The following is a 16069-nucleotide window of genomic DNA, read 5'->3' on the forward strand; positions in this document are numbered from 1 at the left end:
TTTGTCCAACTATAGCTTGTATCCTACTAAAGTGGGTGGATATTTTATGCCCTAAATTTATTTAGGACGCTATTGGTTTGACACAATATATCGAAGAATTTTATCCCAATCACGAAAAATTTTTAATTGGTCATAGTATCGGTGGAATTATGATTGGTTTGACACGCGCTTACAAAGTTTATGATAAAATTGTAACAATTGGTTCTCAATATGGTTATATCAAAAATTTTCATCAAAAAGATAAACCAAAAGTAAATTTCTTTTTTCGTATTGCAATTCCTATTTTATCTGCTTTTTACGGATTTTTTCCTTCTCAAAAGGTTGGAATGGGTTAACCAGTTCCAATCGGAATTGCGAAAGATTGGCGAAAGTTAATTCTGAATGAAACTTCGATTTTAGGTTATGCAGATGAAACACAGAATTTATATGATGAGATTACAAAACCTGTTTTAATCATTAGTTTGGATGATGATTTTATGGCAACGCCAAAATCTGTAGATTTATTTGCTGAATTAGTTTTGAAAAATGTGAGGAAAAACGTTTGAATATCATTCCTAAAGAATATGGATTGGATGAAATTGGACATTTGGATTTCTTTCGAGAAAAAAATAAAACCGAAATTTGGCATATTCCTCTTGATTATATTGAAGAATAAAAAAAACTCGAGAAGTTCTCGAGCTTTTAGCTTTTTATAAACGAATTCCAACTCCGCCCAAAACATTAATTCCGGCTTGTGGAAAATAATATCCTCCTCCATAATAATAACCGTTTGATTCGTATTCTACATCAAATAAGTTATTAATCAAGAACGAAAATTCAAGGTTTTTAATTCCTTTTACTTTTGTCGAATATCGAATCAAAAGATCCGAAACCAAATAACTATCTAATTTACCATCTGCTGGTTCTGTATTTGATAAATATTGTTCACCAACATACTTATTCGTCAAATTAATCAATACATTTTTGAAAGGAACAGCTTCAAAACCGAAAGCAGAAATCACATCTGGTGAAAGCGAAATTTTTGTTTTTCCATAATTTTTTATAGAAGAAATTCCTTTTTCATCCCAAACCTCCTCTTCGTAATTTATATTTCTATTTTGACTTAAAGTTAAATTTCCAAAAATATTCAAGTGATTCGGAATAACTTTATAATTCGCATCCAACTCTATTCCTCTTCTATAGCTATTTCCAGAGTTAACACGCTTTCTTGCACCTACTTCATTTAACTCTCCTGTTGCAACCAACTGATTCTGGTAGTCCATATAATACAAATTTGCATTCAAAGAAAGTTGTCCTACTTTTCTATAACCAAATTCATAATCTTGTAGAAATTCTTCTTTTGGTTTAGATTTAGAATCTACATAATCATTTCTCAAAGGCTCACGATGTGAAATACCATAAGAAGCATACAATACATTTGAAGAATTGATTTTAAAATTTATTCCAGCTTTTGGATTCACAAAATTGAATGTATCCGAAAATGGTCTGAAATCTTCCTCATCATTTTTCCCATTTGGCAAATATTTCGCATCATATTCAACATAACGGTATTGCAAATCACCAAACAATTCAAATTTATTCAATTGATACAATACTTTTGCATAAGCAGCCAATTGCTTTTTCACAGAACGATTGTTGTAATATTTGAAATCTTTATCCTTAAAATCTGTGCCTTTTACCCATAAGACATTTCCATAATGATCGCCATCATATTCGTTTGCAGATAATCCGAAAAATACTTTAAAATCATTTAGACGTTGATTTTCAACTTCAAGATTAAAACCATAAAAATCATTATCAAGATATTCACGATTAATTAAATTTCTTTTTTCTGAAGTTAAATAATCCAATTTATAACGTTTCAAACTGCGATTATTTTTATAGCTCTCGTAATAACCTTTACCTTTTGTGTAATGAAGTGTTAAATTTGATTTCCAATTATTCCCAAAATCTTGTAACCACGAAAGAAAATAATGATTTTGACGGTAATTATCGGTGTGATTTTTATAAAAACCTTCAACTTTTCCATTTTCGTCTAAAATTTCTCCTTCAAAATTATATGTTCTATCTTTTTTTAAAGTTTCAGCATCTACACCACTCCATGCCTGATACGTTTGTTCTTTTCCAAACATATTCTGAAATCTAAACTTTGTTTTTTCATTCAATTCATATAAGGCAGTAAAATCATAAGAGATTAAATCTGACCAAGATCTGTCTACATATCCATCCGAATTTATCTTAGAAAAACGTCCATCAATACTCAACTTATTATTTAGTATTTTTCCCGTACCAGCCTGAACTGTATATTTTTGCGTTTTATAATTTCCGAAAGAAACATTTGCTTCTGCAAAAGGAACGGTAGACGGATTTTGAGATTCGATATTAACACTTGCTCCAAAAGAAGCCATTCCGTTTGATGAAGTTCCAACTCCTCTCTGAATTATCATAGAGCTTGTAGATGAAGCCAAGTCTGGCATATTCACCCAAAAAACACCTTGAGACTCAGGATTATTAAGCGGAATTCCATTTAATGTAACGTTGATTGATTGTTCATTAAGTCCACGAATTTTGATAGACGAATAACCAATTCCTGTTCCTGTATCGGAAGTTATAGAAACAGACGTAGCAGAATTTAACAAAGTTGGAACATCTTGTCCCAAATTCTTCTTTTGTAACATTTTATCAGTTACCTTTTCAACTGTAATCGGAAGTTTTTCGACAATTGAAACTTCTCCTAATTGAATTTCTTCTTTTTGAATAGAATCTTTTTCTTGTGCATAAAGAATAGATGCACCAAAAAATGACAATAAAAAAATCGACCTTTTCATAATTAATTTTAAAAAATATTATGAAAGGAGCCATCTTACACTTTTATAATTTACGCGCGAATGTAATTTGGTGAAGTACCAGTTCCCTTAGCAGCATTACCTGCCCAGGTTCTTTGGGTATAATCTCAGCCTCTTAAAGAAGCACCCCTTTCGATTGAACTTCAAAGGTAATCTTTTTTTTGAAATTTAAAAATTAACCCAAATTCTTAATCTATTTTCAGTTCTGCAACAATCGGAAAATGATCTGATTTTATGTCATCTCCACGATAAAAATTGGTCACTTTTATTTTCTTTGAAACCCAACATTGGTCAATATTTGTACGGAAAATTGGAATAAAAGCATTCCAAGAATTATTCAATCCAAAACCAGAGCGCGCATCTTTCATTTTATCTGATTGCACCAATTTGAAATTCGGTGAATAAACTGTTGAATTCAAATCTCCAACTAAAATGATATTTTCATTCGGTAAAGCATCAATTTCCTGCTTCATCAATTCGTATTGTTTATTTCGTCTTTCAAAACGCGCCTGATTTGGTAAAGGCGGAACAGGATGCGTTACCAAAATGCTTAATGGTTTAGCGTCTACAATAATTTCCGCTAAAATAGAAGGATGCATTTCATCAATATAATTTTTTGTTGATACTTTAGAGAATGGAATTTTAGAATAAATCGCAATTCCAAAATTGTTACTTCTCACCTCTTCTTTATAATATGGATATTCTTTTCGGATAAACTCTACATGTTTTTGCCAAGCAGGCGTTAATTCTTGTAAAACAATTACATCACTTTTATCTTTACTTAAATATTTTTTCAAGTGTTGAAACTCTTCATTTTGAGAAAAAATATTGATTGACGTAATTTTAAAATTCGATTTTTCTCCTTTTGCATTTTCTCCAAAATAGAAATTCCCTATGTTTTTGTACGTAATAATTGGAATCGCAACCAAAGGAATCAACCATAAAATATTTTTCTTTTCTTCTTTACGAATCGAATAATTGTAAATCATACACAAGAAAAAGGCAATAATCAACGCATAAATAGAATATTGTGCCAACATATCGAAGACGAAATATTGATAAAAACTTTTACTTGTTAAATAAATTCCTAAAAATACAAAGAATAAAACTCTGCTCCATTTTGTTAACATCTCGTCAATACTTTTTTTGTTCTCGTAAAAATAGAAATTATATTATTCATTAACTTCGCAATATGATAAAAATCGGAATTTTAGGAGGAGGACAATTGGGGTATATGTTTTTGCAAAATGCATTGCAATATCCTTGCGAGATTAGTATTTTAGATCCAGCTGCTGATGCACCTTGCGGGCCACATGCGCATCATTTTGTACAAGGCGATTTCAAAGATTATGAAACGGTTGTTGCATTTGGAAAAGATTTAGATGCAATCGGGATTGAAATTGAACACGTAAATGTTGAAGCATTACGTTATCTAAAATCAATCGGAAAACGCATTGTTCCAGATCCTGAAGCTTTAGCTATTATTCAAGACAAAGGAATTCAAAAAGAATTTTATGTCAATAATAATATTCCGACTGCGCCTTATTTTGGATTAGATAATTGGGAAGATTTAAAATCAAAACAAGATATCAATTATCCGATTTTTCAAAAATCTCGAAAAGATGGTTATGATGGAAAAGGTGTACAATTCTTAAAATCTGAAGCTGATTTGGATAAAATGCTTCAATCTCCTTCAATTTTCGAAACGCCCGCCGATTTAGATCGTGAAATTGCGGTTGTTACGGTTGCCGATCATTTAGGAAATATTGTCACCTATCCAACCGTAGAATTTGTCATCAACGAAGAATATAATTTATTAGATTATTTATTGATGCCTTCTACACTTTCGAAAGAAATCACTGATCGAGCGGAACAAATTGCGCGTGATGTTGTAAAAGCATTGAAATCTCCAGGAGTTTTCGCAGTTGAATTATTCTTGAACAAAGATCAATCGATTTGGGTAAACGAAACCGCTTCTCGTGTTCACAATTCTGGACATTCAACAATTGAAGCTGCTTATTCATCACAATTCGATCAAATGTTAAGAACGTTAATGCAATTACCACTTGGTTCTACAAAATTGTTTACTACTTCTGCTATGGTTAACTTAATTGGTGCTGAAGGACAAACTGGACAAGCAGAAATCGAAAATATTGAAGAATTATTGACGATTCCAGGAACATTTTTGCATTGGTACGCAAAAACTATCACAAAACCAGGTCGAAAAATGGGACACGTTACATTGGTGAATGATGATTTAGAACAATTAAAACAAAACATAAAACAAGTTAATGCAACGGTTAAAGTCGTGGCAAAAAAGTAACAACTATGGTAGGAATTATAATGGGAAGTGATAGCGATTTGCCTATCATGAAACAAGCTGCTGATCTATTAACAGAATTAAATATCCCTTTCGAATTGACAATTGTTTCGGCGCATCGTACGCCAAAACGTATGTTTGATTATGCAAAAACAGCGCACGAACGTGGAATAAATGTTATTATTGCTGGTGCAGGAGGTGCTGCGCATTTACCAGGAATGGTTGCATCTATTACGCCTCTTCCTGTTGTTGGTGTTCCTATTAAATCGTCAAATTCTATTGACGGTTGGGATTCTATTTTATCTATTTTACAAATGCCAAATGGTATTCCAGTTGCTACAGTTGCAGTGAATGCGGCGAAGAATGCAGGGATTTTGGCAGCGCGTATTTTAGGTGCGACTAATCCTACTTTACAAGAAAGATTAATCAAATATCAAGAAGATTTACAAAAAGCTGTAGAAGCGAAAATTGAAATCGTGAAAGGCGAATATCCGAATGAGTTTGATAGGTAAGTTAATTTATTAAAAAATATGGAAGAAAATAATTTTTGGATATATTCAACTTATTTTAGTGAATTTATCAAACTCCTTATACAAGAATTTTATTTTCAAAAGGATTTAGATTTAATAAAATATAATCTTTTTCAAACTAATTTTGATAAAGATATATGGTTTGAATTATCGGAACCCGAATCTTATCATAAAATTGAAATTTCTAAAGACAATGATGATCGCGATATTATTTTCTTCAAAATCATAACAACTAAAGATAAAATGGATTTCGTTCAATCTTTTTTATCAGAAATTGAAAAAGAATAAATAATTATTTCCATAAACAAAAACTCCCAAACTATACAACTTGGGAGTTTTTTTTATAAAAAGAAATTTTTTAAATCTTAACGTAAAGCTCTATCGCGGTTATCAACCACATCAGCAGCTTGAATCAATGATTGTAACAATGTTTGTTGAAATTTACCTTGTAATTGACGGTTTAAATTATCCAAAATCATTGAACCTTTTTGATTCTTTTGAATTTGTTGGTTTGAAGGAATAATGTAGAAAACTCCAGCATTTCCTGCAATCGCCTTAGAAGATTGATTTGGTTTTACACCAAACGCAGCTCCTACAACTTTAGGTTCTAAACCAATTCCAGTTAAATTAGAATTAGAGAAGTTAACCGTAGCATTTCCTTTTTTCGCTCCGAATTTAGATGCAAAAGCATTCAATCCACCGTTTGCAACTTGCTCATCAACCAATTTAGCAACTTTTTCGTGCATCAAAACTGGCTCTACATATTGACGAACAACACTTGGATGTGCTAAACCTTTGTCAAATTTTTCAACTAAATGAACAACAATGTAATCTCCTGTAGAAGATGTAAACAAGTTTGTTGCTCCTTTATCTGTTTTCTTGTCAAAAGCCCATTTTAAGATATCTCCGTCCTGATCGTTTGGAATATCTTGACCAATCGCAGCATAACGCTCAATTCCTTCTGTTGTATTATTTAAATAACCACCTTTTTTCGCAGTATTTTTGAAATCATTCAATGATTTTCCTTCAACATTCTGAACATACGTTCTTGCATTTGTAAATGCTTTTTCTGTTGTCGCTTTAGAAGGCTCAATTGTTTTTACAATATTTGCAACTTGATAAGCTGTTTTGTTTTTCGCGTCATCAACTTTGATGATATGAAACCCAAATTGAGATTCTACCAAATCAACTGTACCAACTGGTTTTGTAAAAATAAATCCGTTGTAAGTTTGATCTAATTGATTGTTTTTTCCAACCCAACCAATGCTTCCTTTTTGTACAGCAGATGATTTATCATCCGATTTTGTTGAAGCAACTTCTCCAAAAGAAGCTGGATTAGCTTTTACCTCAGCTAAAATTTGTTCAGCTAATTTTTTTGCTTCGTCTTTTGTACGTTTTACTCCGTTTCCAGCAGCGCTTCCTGTATAAGAAACTAAGATGTGACTAGATTTTACAGAATCTTTTACTTCTTTCGATTTCGAAAGTTTGTATAATTGGTATGTATTTCCAATTTTGAAAGGTCCACCAATTTGTCCAACTGTAGCAGTTTTCAAGAAGTTTGTTGCTTCTGGTCCTAATTGAGCTTGTTCCAATTCTGCTTTTGTAAAATAATTTGGAATAAATGGTTTCTCAGAATTTTGAGTCACATAAACCGAATCACTTTTTGCAGAACCAAATGCTGCAATTGTATCTGTAACATTGTTTACTTCGTCATGAACAATTTGAGTTGACAAATACTTTTTGATGTTTGCTAAAGCAACAGCGTCATCAGCAGTCGAAGCTCCAGCAGGGAAATAAGTGTAGCTTAATTTTACTAAACCTTCTGCTTTGAACAATTTTGGATATTTCGCTTCGTAAGCAGAAATTTCTTCGTCTGTTACTTTTACATTTAATTTTTTAGCCAAAGTTGCGTAATCTACAAATGCATACTGAATATTTGCATTCGAAATATTGTATCCTTGTTGAATATCCGCTTCTTTACTTGTAACCGCTGTACCAGCCATTACATAACCAAAATATTTTTGAGATAAAATCTGTAATTTTATTTGTTCAGCAGTTTGCAACCAACCTCTATATTGTTGTTGCGCTTCTGGGCTTGATGCCGCATTCGCTTCTAATTGAGCAATCTGTTGTTGTGCTTCTGCACCAGATGCCATTCCGAAGTTTTGAGCTGTATAGCTCCAAAATTCATCATCAGAAACTTTTAAACCTAATTTTTCAGCATGTTGTTTCAACACTTTCTGACTAACTAAGCTGTTCCAAGTTTGTTGAGCAATTTGATTTGGAGTTGCAGTTTGACCTTGATTTTCGTACATCTTTTGTGTTTGATCGTACGCACTCTGATATTCTGCAATACCAATAGGTTCTCCGTTCACTGTACCAACTACAGACGGATCTCCAGTAAATAATTGTTTTATTTTTGAATTCTCTCCGAATAAATCTCCTGCAACGAAAGCTAACATTGCAACTCCGATTACCACGAAGATCAGCCAAGTTTTTTTACGAATTTCTCCTAAAACTGCCATTGTTTTATTTTAATGTTATTTCTATAATAGGTGGCGAAAATACGACAATACATTGAATAATAAAATAGAAGAAGCGACAAGTATGCGCTTTTTTGTTAATTTTTTTAACGCTCTTTAGAATTTTTGATTATCATCAACATACTTAAATCCTTGATTATTGAATAAAGTATAGGTTTCTAAATCGTCAGTAGCTTGCAAACCGTTTTTCGCTGTTAACGAATCGCCTTCCTTGCTAATTAAGTAAACTTCTTTCGATGTATAAACTGTTTTATTTTTCTTATTCCAAAATAATTGCTCGCTTTTCAACGAATCACCTTTCTCATTTACGATAATTACATTTCCTCTACCTTCGTAGATTCCTGTTACATCACTTAATCTTCCCCAATCTGCTTGAAAATAACCTGGTTTTACGCTTCCTTTTTGATAAAAATCAAGGTTTAAACCTTTTCTAAAAATCGTGTAAGGAGAATCTACCGTTTCGTATATTTCAATCAAAGGAGAACGCAAATTACCCGAAATTCTTCCAGAATCTTTGTTGATAATATTTGCATTGATAAGTGTTCGTGTTGGGAATTCTACCTTCTTTTTACTGATAGGTGGAAGTTCTTTTTTACAAGAAAAAAGCAAAACGAAAACGCTAATCAGACCAAATACAATACTCGGTTTAATTAAAAATTTTTCGTTTGCTTTTTTATACAATTTTTGTTTGTCCAAAATTAGTCAATAACTCTTTTTCTAAACCAAATATCGTTAATATCAAATCCAACTTTAACTCCGAAATAATTTTCTTTGATTAAGTTGTTTGTTGTTTTTCCTTTTTGTCCGTACTCTAACGAAATATTCATCATAGAACCATCATTTTGTTTTCCAATTGGAAATCCAAAACCTAAAGTTGCTCCATAAGCATTAATATCTGTTCCGTGAATAGAATACTGAGCTGATTGATAATACATACCAGCGCGATACGTTACACGATTAAAATAACTTTTGTAACTGTTATAATCTGGAATCCAATATCCTCCAACTGCCAAACGTACATTATTTTTGTAATCTACTGCAGAAGACATTGTAGTATTTTGACCTTCTAATGGTTGAGAGAAATCGTTCCAATTATTATATTTCGCTTCTACAGCTAACGACCACGTATTATCTTTAGAATATGATGCTCCTAAAGTAAATTGTTGTGGAATCTTAGTTTTTCCTTTATCAATTCTAATAATAGAAATTGTATCTACAGAAGATTGTGTTGTTCCGATATATGTGTAAGAAGTTGTAAGATCTGTAACATCTGTTCTTAACTCAGTTCCTAATGTATAAGTAGCACCAATGTTTAAATTGTTATTTTTTCCAATTTTCTTCGTATACATAGATCCTAACGTAAATTGAGCACCACGATAGTTCGATTTATCGCTATAATCTACAGCTAAACTTGCTCCATCTACAGCTAAAATCTCGTTACGTTGCAACTCTCCGAAAAGATAATTAACACGCAAACCTAAAGAAAATCCTTTTGAAAGATTTCTTGAATAAAAAGCATGAAGACTATTTAACCCTCCATCACCTTTCATCTGTACAGTTTGTTTGATATTATTTATCTCAGAAGTATTCATAATATCATATCCCAACGCTGTGTAAGGTTGAAAACCAACTCCGAAACTTCCTTTTTCACCAACTGGAAAAGCCAATGAAATATTAGAAACATTGAAACGACCTGCATTTTCTTTATCTGTTCCAGATTTGAAATTATAATTAGTTCCACTTCCACTTGCATTGAAAGTTGTCATACGCAAGTTTTGGTTTGCCGCCGGATTCGAAAAATTCGCACTTTGTCCAAAAGGATTCGTAGGAACCGTTGAGATACCGCCCATACCAGCTTGTTCAGTATTATTATCAAACAATTGCTCCCCTACTCCGTATGCCGAATAAGGTGAAACTGATATTGACTGAGCTTTTATTGTTACCACGCTAAATAGTGATAAACTACAAATAATCCACTTCATTATGAATGTATAATAGAATTCTAAGACGCAAATATGATGATTTGTTGCGAATTGTAAAAATTAGATTGCAAAAATGAGTTGTTAAATCTCTATTAAAATATTAAAACCGCTCTTTTTTTGCAAAGATAAAAATATTTTAAAATTTATTTCTCGGTAAATGAACAAGATAGCTTTTTCGTCTAAAAAATATTTTAAATAATGTTTGGTAGAACAGATTTTCGCTCTATATTTGCATCACAATTAAGGCGGTGCCTTAGCTCAGTTGGTAGAGCAAAGGACTGAAAATCCTTGTGTCCCTGGTTCGATTCCTGGAGGCACCACTGCTTAAAACCTCAATCATTTGATTGAGGTTTTTTTAGTTTTAATTTTTAAATGTTAATAATATATTAAAAAATATTTTCAATTAAAAAAAGCCGATGTAGAAATACATCGGCTTTTACTTTTTATGTTGAAATAATTATTACGCTTGTTGCGCTTTAATTAAATTTAATGCTGAACCAGCTTTGAACCATTCAATTTGTTGTGTATTGTATGTATGATTTGCTACAACTAAATCTTTAGATCCATCTGCATGAACAAACTCGATTGTTAAAGGTTTTTCTGGCGCAAATTCCGTTAAATCAATAAAGTTGATTGTATCATCTTCTTGTACTTTATCATAATCTGCTTTGTCAGCAAATGTCAACGCTAACATTCCTTGCTTTTTAAGATTTGTTTCGTGGATACGTGCAAAAGAACGTACTAAAACTGCAACAGCTCCTAAATGACGTGGTTGCATCGCCGCATGCTCACGAGAAGAACCTTCTCCATAGTTTTCGTCACCAACAATTACAGAAGGTACACCTGCCGCTTTATATGCACGTGCAGTATCTGGAACTGGTCCGTATTCTCCTGTTAATTGATTTTTAACTGAATTTGTTTCTTGGTTGAATGCATTTACGGCACCAATCAATGTATTATTCGAAATATTATCTAAGTGTCCACGGAAACGTAACCAAGGTCCAGCCATAGAAATATGGTCAGTTGTACATTTACCAAATGCTTTGATTAATAATTTAGCTCCAGTAATATTTTCACCATTCCAAGGTTTGAAACCTTCTAATAATTGTAAACGCTCAGAATTTGGATTTACGATCACTTCTACACGAGAACCATCTTCTACAGGTGCTTGATATCCATTATCTTCATAAGCATAACCTTTTGTTGGTAATTCCTCTCCTTTTGGAGCATCTAACATTACTTCTTCACCAAATTTATTGATTAATTTATCTGTTAATGGATTAAAATCTAAACGTCCAGAAATTGCAATCGCCGCAACCATTTCAGGCGATGTTACGAAAGCATATGTATTTGGATTTCCGTCCGCACGTTTTTTGAAATTACGGTTGAATGAATGAACGATTGTATTTTTTTCTTCTTTATCCGCACCTTCACGATCCCATTGACCAATACAAGGTCCACAAGCATTTGTAAAGATAACCGCATCTAAATCCTCGAAAGTTTTTAATAAACCATCACGATCCGCAGTATAACGAACTACCTCAGAACCAGGATTAATTCCAAAAGATGATTTCACTTCTAAACCTTTATCTAAAGCTTGTTGCGCAATCGAAGCTGCACGTGTTAAATCTTCGTAAGAAGAGTTTGTACAAGACCCTATTAATCCCCATTCTACATCTAAAGGCCAACCATTAGCTGCAGCAGTTTCTTTCATTTTAGAAACTGGTGTCATTAAATCTGGCGTAAAAGGACCATTCAAACGAGGCTCTAATTCAGATAAGTTAATTTCAATTAATTGATCATAGAAGTTTTCTGGATTTGCATAAACTTCATCATCAGAACGTAAATAAGATTTGTGAGCATTTGCAGCATCAGCAACATCATTACGATCAGTCGCTCTTAAATATCTTTCTGAAGCATCATCATAAGCGAAGATTGAAGTTGTTGCTCCAATTTCTGCACCCATATTACAAATTGTTCCTTTACCTGTTGCAGATAAAGACTCTGCTCCTTCTCCAAAATACTCTACAATTGCTCCTGTTCCACCTTTTACAGTTAAACGTCCAGCAACTTCTAAAATAACGTCTTTTGGAGCAGCCCAACCAGATAATTTACCCGTTAATTTAACTCCGATTAATTTTGGCATTTTTAATTCCCAAGCCATTCCAGACATTACATCAACAGCATCAGCACCACCAACACCAATTGCTACCATTCCTAATCCACCTGCATTTGGCGTGTGAGAATCGGTACCAATCATCATTCCTCCTGGAAATGCATAGTTTTCTAAAACTACTTGGTGAATAATTCCTGCTCCTGGTTTCCAGAATCCAATTCCATATTTATTAGAAACTGATTCTAAGAAATTAAATACTTCTGAAGATTTATTGATTGCCTCTTGTAGATCGGTTTTTGCACCAACTTTAGCTTGAATCAAGTGATCACAGTGAACCGTAGAAGGAACAGCCGTTTTGGTTTTTCCAGCTTGCATAAATTGCAACAAAGCCATTTGAGCAGTTGCATCTTGCATTGCTACACGATCTGGCGCAAAATCTACATAAGATTCTCCTCTTGTATACGCTTGTGTAGGTTTTCCGTCAAACAAGTGAGCATATAAAATTTTCTCTGAATAAGTCAAAGGGCGACCTACGATGGCTTTCGCAGCATCTACACGTTCTTGCATTTTTGCATAAACGCCTTTAATCATATTTATATCAAATGCCATAATAATTGATTTATTTAATTGGTTTTAATTTATCAAAAAACATACCCCAATATACTGAATTATTTGTAAACTACTAACTCTTTACCGTGCTAATAATCTTATTTAAAACAATTCTAACTTATTTATTTGCAATATTATATATTTATCACAAAAAAAGGCTAACACCGAAATGTTAGCCTTTATTATATCATTTTCTACAAACAATTAGTTCATTGAAATTGGTTTAAACTTTGTTAAGTTAATACCTTCAACTGCAGTTTTGTACTCTTCGATAGAAGGAATACGTCCTAAAATCGCTGATAAAACAACTACTGGAGTTGATGCTAATAAAGATTCTCCTTTTTTACCATCACGGTCCTCAACCACACGACCTTGGAATAAACGTGTAGATGTAGCCATTACTGTATCTCCTTTTTCTGCTTTTTCTTGGTTCCCCATACAAAGGTTACAACCAGGACGCTCTAAGTACATAATGTTTTCGTATTCTGTACGTGCAGTAGATTTTGGCAATAAGTCGCTAAACTCAAATCCTGAGTATTTTTGTAACATTTCCCAATCACCTTCTGCTTTTAATTCGTCGATGATGTTGTAAGTAGGTGCCGCAACAACTAAAGGAGCTTTAAACTCAACTTTACCATTTGCTTTTTCTACATTACGTAACATTTGAGAAACGATTTTTAAATCGTCTTTGTGTACCATACAAGACCCTACGAAACCTAAATCTACGTGTTTATCACCACCATAGTAAGTTAAATCGCGGATTGTATCGTGTGTATAACGTTTAGAAACATCAGCATTATTCACGTCTGGATCGGCAATCATTGGCTCTTCGATAATATCTAAGTCAATTACTACTTCAGCGTAATATTTAGCGTTAGCATCTGGTTGTAAAGCTGGTTTTTCACAAGATTTAATTTCCTCGATACGTTTGTTTGCTTTGTTGATTAAACCTTGTAAAACTGCATTTTTGTTATCCATACCTTTATCAATCATGATTTGGATACGAGATTTAGCAATTTCTAAAGATTCAATTAAGGTATCATCTTGAGAAATACAGATAGAAGCTTTCGCTTTCATTTCTGCAGTCCAGTCAGTAAATGTGAAGGCTTGGTCAGCTAATAAAGTTCCGATATGAACCTCGATTACACGTCCTTGGAATACGTTTTCACCGTCAAATTGTTTTAACATTTGAGCTTGAGTAGCGTGAACCACATCACGGAAATCCATAAATGGTTTCATTTCACCTTTGAATGTTACTTTAACAGATTCTGGAATTGGCATAGACGCTTCACCAGTTGCTAAAGCTAAAGCTACCGTACCTGAATCGGCACCGAAAGCAACACCTTTTGACATACGTGTGTGTGAGTCACCACCAATAATGATAGCCCATTCGTCAATCGTGATATCATTTAAAACTTTGTGAATAACGTCAGTCATTGCATGATATTCACCTTTAGGGTCACGTGCTGTGATTACCCCAAATTCGTTCATGAATTTCATTAATTTAGGGATGTTAGCTTGCGCTTTTTTATCCCATACAGAAGCAGTATGACAACCAGATTGGTAAGCACCATCAAGAATTGGAGAAATAACTGTAGCAGCCATAGACTCTAATTCTTGCACAGTCATTAAACCAGTTGTATCTTGAGAACCAACGATATTAACTTCAACACGAACGTCTGAACCTGCGTGTAATACTTTTCCATCTGCAACACCAACTGCATTTTTGTTGAAGATTTTTTCAACAGCAGTTAATCCTTGTCCTTCGATAGAAACTTCTTTTGAAGGAGCGAAAACTACAGGAGCTTCAATTCCTAAAGTTTTAGCTGCGAAAGTTTGGATTTTTTTACCAAATACGATAGCGTAAGAACCACCAGCCTTGATAAATTCCATTTTTTGTGGAGTTAAAGCTTTAGAGATATCAATTAATTCTTGATCTCCGTTGTATAACTTTTTCTCTCTTGTATTGATAGTTAATACAGTACCTGTTGCTACTGAATAAACTTCTTCTAAAATTGGGTCACCGTTTTCGTTACGAACAACTTCTCCGTTAGCGTCAACTTTTTTAGTCCAGTTTTTTAAATCGATACCGATACCACCAGTTACATCAACAGTAGTTAAGAAGATAGGAGAAATACCATTTGTACCCGCTACAATTGGAGCAATATTTACGAATGGAATATATGGAGATGCTTGTTTACCTGTCCATAAAGCCACGTTATTTACACCCGACATACGAGAAGACCCAACTCCCATTGTACCTTTTTCAGCGATTAACATTACTGAAGCGTCTGGATGTTTCGCTTGTAAAGCTTTAATTTCAGCTTGAGCTTCAGGAGTAATCATACATTTCCCGTGTAATTCTCTATCAGAACGAGAGTGTGCTTGGTTACCTGGAGATAATAAATCTGTAGAAATATCACCCTCAGCAGCAATGTAAGTCACAACTTTTATTTCTTCAGCAACAGCTGGCAATTCTGTAAAGAACTCTGCTTTTGCATAACTTTCTAAAATATCTTTTGCAATTGCATTTCCTGCTTTGTAAGCATCAGCTAAACGAGCTGTATCTGCATCGTATAAGAAAACTTGTGTTTTTAAAACTTCAGCAGCTTGTTTTGCAATTGCTTCATCATTTCCTAAAGCTAAGTCTAAAAGAACCTCAATAGATGGTCCTCCTTTCATGTGAGATAACAATTCGAATGCAAATGTTGGTGTAATTTCAGCAACTGTTGCTTCTCCTAAAATAATCTCTTTTAAAAATTTTGCTTTTACACCTGCAGCAGAAGTTGTTCCTGGCAACGTGTTATAGATAAAGAATTTAACAGAATCCTCGCGGTATTCGTTGTTAACATCTTTAATTTGATTAATGATTTCACTTAGTAATTCTGCACCATCAATTGGTTTTGGATGTAAACCTTGACCTTTTCTTTCTTCAATCTCGTTAAGATACTCTTGGTAAAGACTCATAATTATCTATCTTTTCTTTTTAATATTAAAGATTGTTTAAAACCAAGCTACTTACACCTGATTTCATCCAATCAAAATGAATTATATAATAACACTTCGCTGTATCGTCACATCTTATGCAAAAATTATTTTCAACAAAAATCATTTTTGGCATAG

General features: G+C 33.2%; 11 protein-coding genes and 1 tRNA gene. 5 read left to right on the forward strand and 7 right to left on the reverse strand.

Annotation, left to right across the window (positions count from 1 at the left end):
• Nucleotides 1-77 precede the first annotated feature (77 nt).
• On the forward strand, nucleotides 78-335 hold the full coding sequence (locus tag HXZ69_RS06720; protein ID WP_286495438.1) for a hypothetical protein: 258 nt from the start codon (nucleotides 78-80) through the stop codon (nucleotides 333-335).
• 354 nt (nucleotides 336-689) lie between these two features.
• On the opposite strand, the gene HXZ69_RS06725 is transcribed toward HXZ69_RS06720, so the two are convergent.
• Together HXZ69_RS06725 and HXZ69_RS06730 are read right to left on the reverse strand one after the other, a co-directional pair.
• Nucleotides 690-2828 carry a TonB-dependent receptor gene (locus HXZ69_RS06725; protein ID WP_286495439.1) on the reverse strand — a complete coding sequence of 713 codons (2139 nt, stop codon included), beginning with the start codon at nucleotides 2826-2828 and terminating at the stop codon, nucleotides 690-692.
• Between the two features lie 206 nt (nucleotides 2829-3034).
• Entirely contained in the window at nucleotides 3035-3976 is a 942-nt protein-coding gene (locus tag HXZ69_RS06730) for an endonuclease/exonuclease/phosphatase family protein (RefSeq protein WP_286495440.1), read from the reverse strand.
• A gap of 62 nt (nucleotides 3977-4038) precedes the next feature.
• Between HXZ69_RS06730 and HXZ69_RS06735 the strand changes: the two genes are divergently transcribed.
• From HXZ69_RS06735 to HXZ69_RS06745, 3 genes are read left to right on the forward strand one after another with little or no spacing between them, the layout of a single operon-like run.
• Nucleotides 4039-5169, forward strand: coding sequence for a 5-(carboxyamino)imidazole ribonucleotide synthase (locus HXZ69_RS06735; RefSeq protein WP_286495441.1), 1131 nt, complete (start codon nucleotides 4039-4041; stop codon nucleotides 5167-5169).
• A gap of 5 nt (nucleotides 5170-5174) precedes the next feature.
• The gene (gene purE / locus HXZ69_RS06740) at nucleotides 5175-5678 is read left to right on the forward strand and encodes a 5-(carboxyamino)imidazole ribonucleotide mutase (RefSeq protein ID WP_286495442.1); all 504 of its coding nucleotides are present in this window, start codon (nucleotides 5175-5177) and stop codon (nucleotides 5676-5678) included.
• Nucleotides 5679-5696: 18 nt separating this feature from the next.
• A complete protein-coding gene (locus HXZ69_RS06745; protein ID WP_286495443.1) occupies nucleotides 5697-5984 on the forward strand; it encodes a hypothetical protein in 288 nt (95 codons plus the stop codon).
• Between the two features lie 77 nt (nucleotides 5985-6061).
• On the opposite strand, the gene HXZ69_RS06750 is transcribed toward HXZ69_RS06745, so the two are convergent.
• The 3 genes from HXZ69_RS06750 to bamG all read right to left on the reverse strand — a co-directional run bounded on the left by HXZ69_RS06750 (nucleotide 6062) and on the right by bamG (nucleotide 10221).
• Nucleotides 6062-8221, reverse strand: coding sequence for a peptidylprolyl isomerase (locus HXZ69_RS06750; protein WP_286495444.1), 2160 nt, complete (start codon nucleotides 8219-8221; stop codon nucleotides 6062-6064).
• Between the two features lie 114 nt (nucleotides 8222-8335).
• Nucleotides 8336-8920 carry an LPS export ABC transporter periplasmic protein LptC gene (lptC, locus tag HXZ69_RS06755; protein WP_286495445.1) on the reverse strand — a complete coding sequence of 195 codons (585 nt, stop codon included), beginning with the start codon at nucleotides 8918-8920 and terminating at the stop codon, nucleotides 8336-8338.
• A gap of 17 nt (nucleotides 8921-8937) precedes the next feature.
• Nucleotides 8938-10221: a BamG family beta-barrel-assembly machinery protein gene (gene bamG / locus HXZ69_RS06760; RefSeq protein ID WP_286495446.1), complete on the reverse strand. Its 1284-nt coding sequence runs from the start codon at nucleotides 10219-10221 to the stop codon at nucleotides 8938-8940.
• A gap of 247 nt (nucleotides 10222-10468) precedes the next feature.
• Between bamG and HXZ69_RS06765 the strand changes: the two genes are divergently transcribed.
• Nucleotides 10469-10541 (forward strand) — tRNA-Phe (locus HXZ69_RS06765).
• Between the two features lie 140 nt (nucleotides 10542-10681).
• Here the strand turns inward: HXZ69_RS06765 and HXZ69_RS06770 are convergent.
• Together HXZ69_RS06770 and HXZ69_RS06775 are read right to left on the reverse strand one after the other, a co-directional pair.
• Nucleotides 10682-12946 carry an aconitate hydratase gene (locus HXZ69_RS06770; RefSeq protein WP_125349916.1) on the reverse strand — a complete coding sequence of 755 codons (2265 nt, stop codon included), beginning with the start codon at nucleotides 12944-12946 and terminating at the stop codon, nucleotides 10682-10684.
• 204 nt (nucleotides 12947-13150) lie between these two features.
• A complete protein-coding gene (locus HXZ69_RS06775) occupies nucleotides 13151-15913 on the reverse strand; it encodes a bifunctional aconitate hydratase 2/2-methylisocitrate dehydratase (RefSeq protein ID WP_286495447.1) in 2763 nt (920 codons plus the stop codon).
• Nucleotides 15914-16069 lie beyond the last annotated feature (156 nt).

The organism is Empedobacter sp. R132-2 (assembly GCF_030324375.1).
GTDB lineage: Bacteria > Bacteroidota > Bacteroidia > Flavobacteriales > Weeksellaceae > Empedobacter > Empedobacter falsenii_B.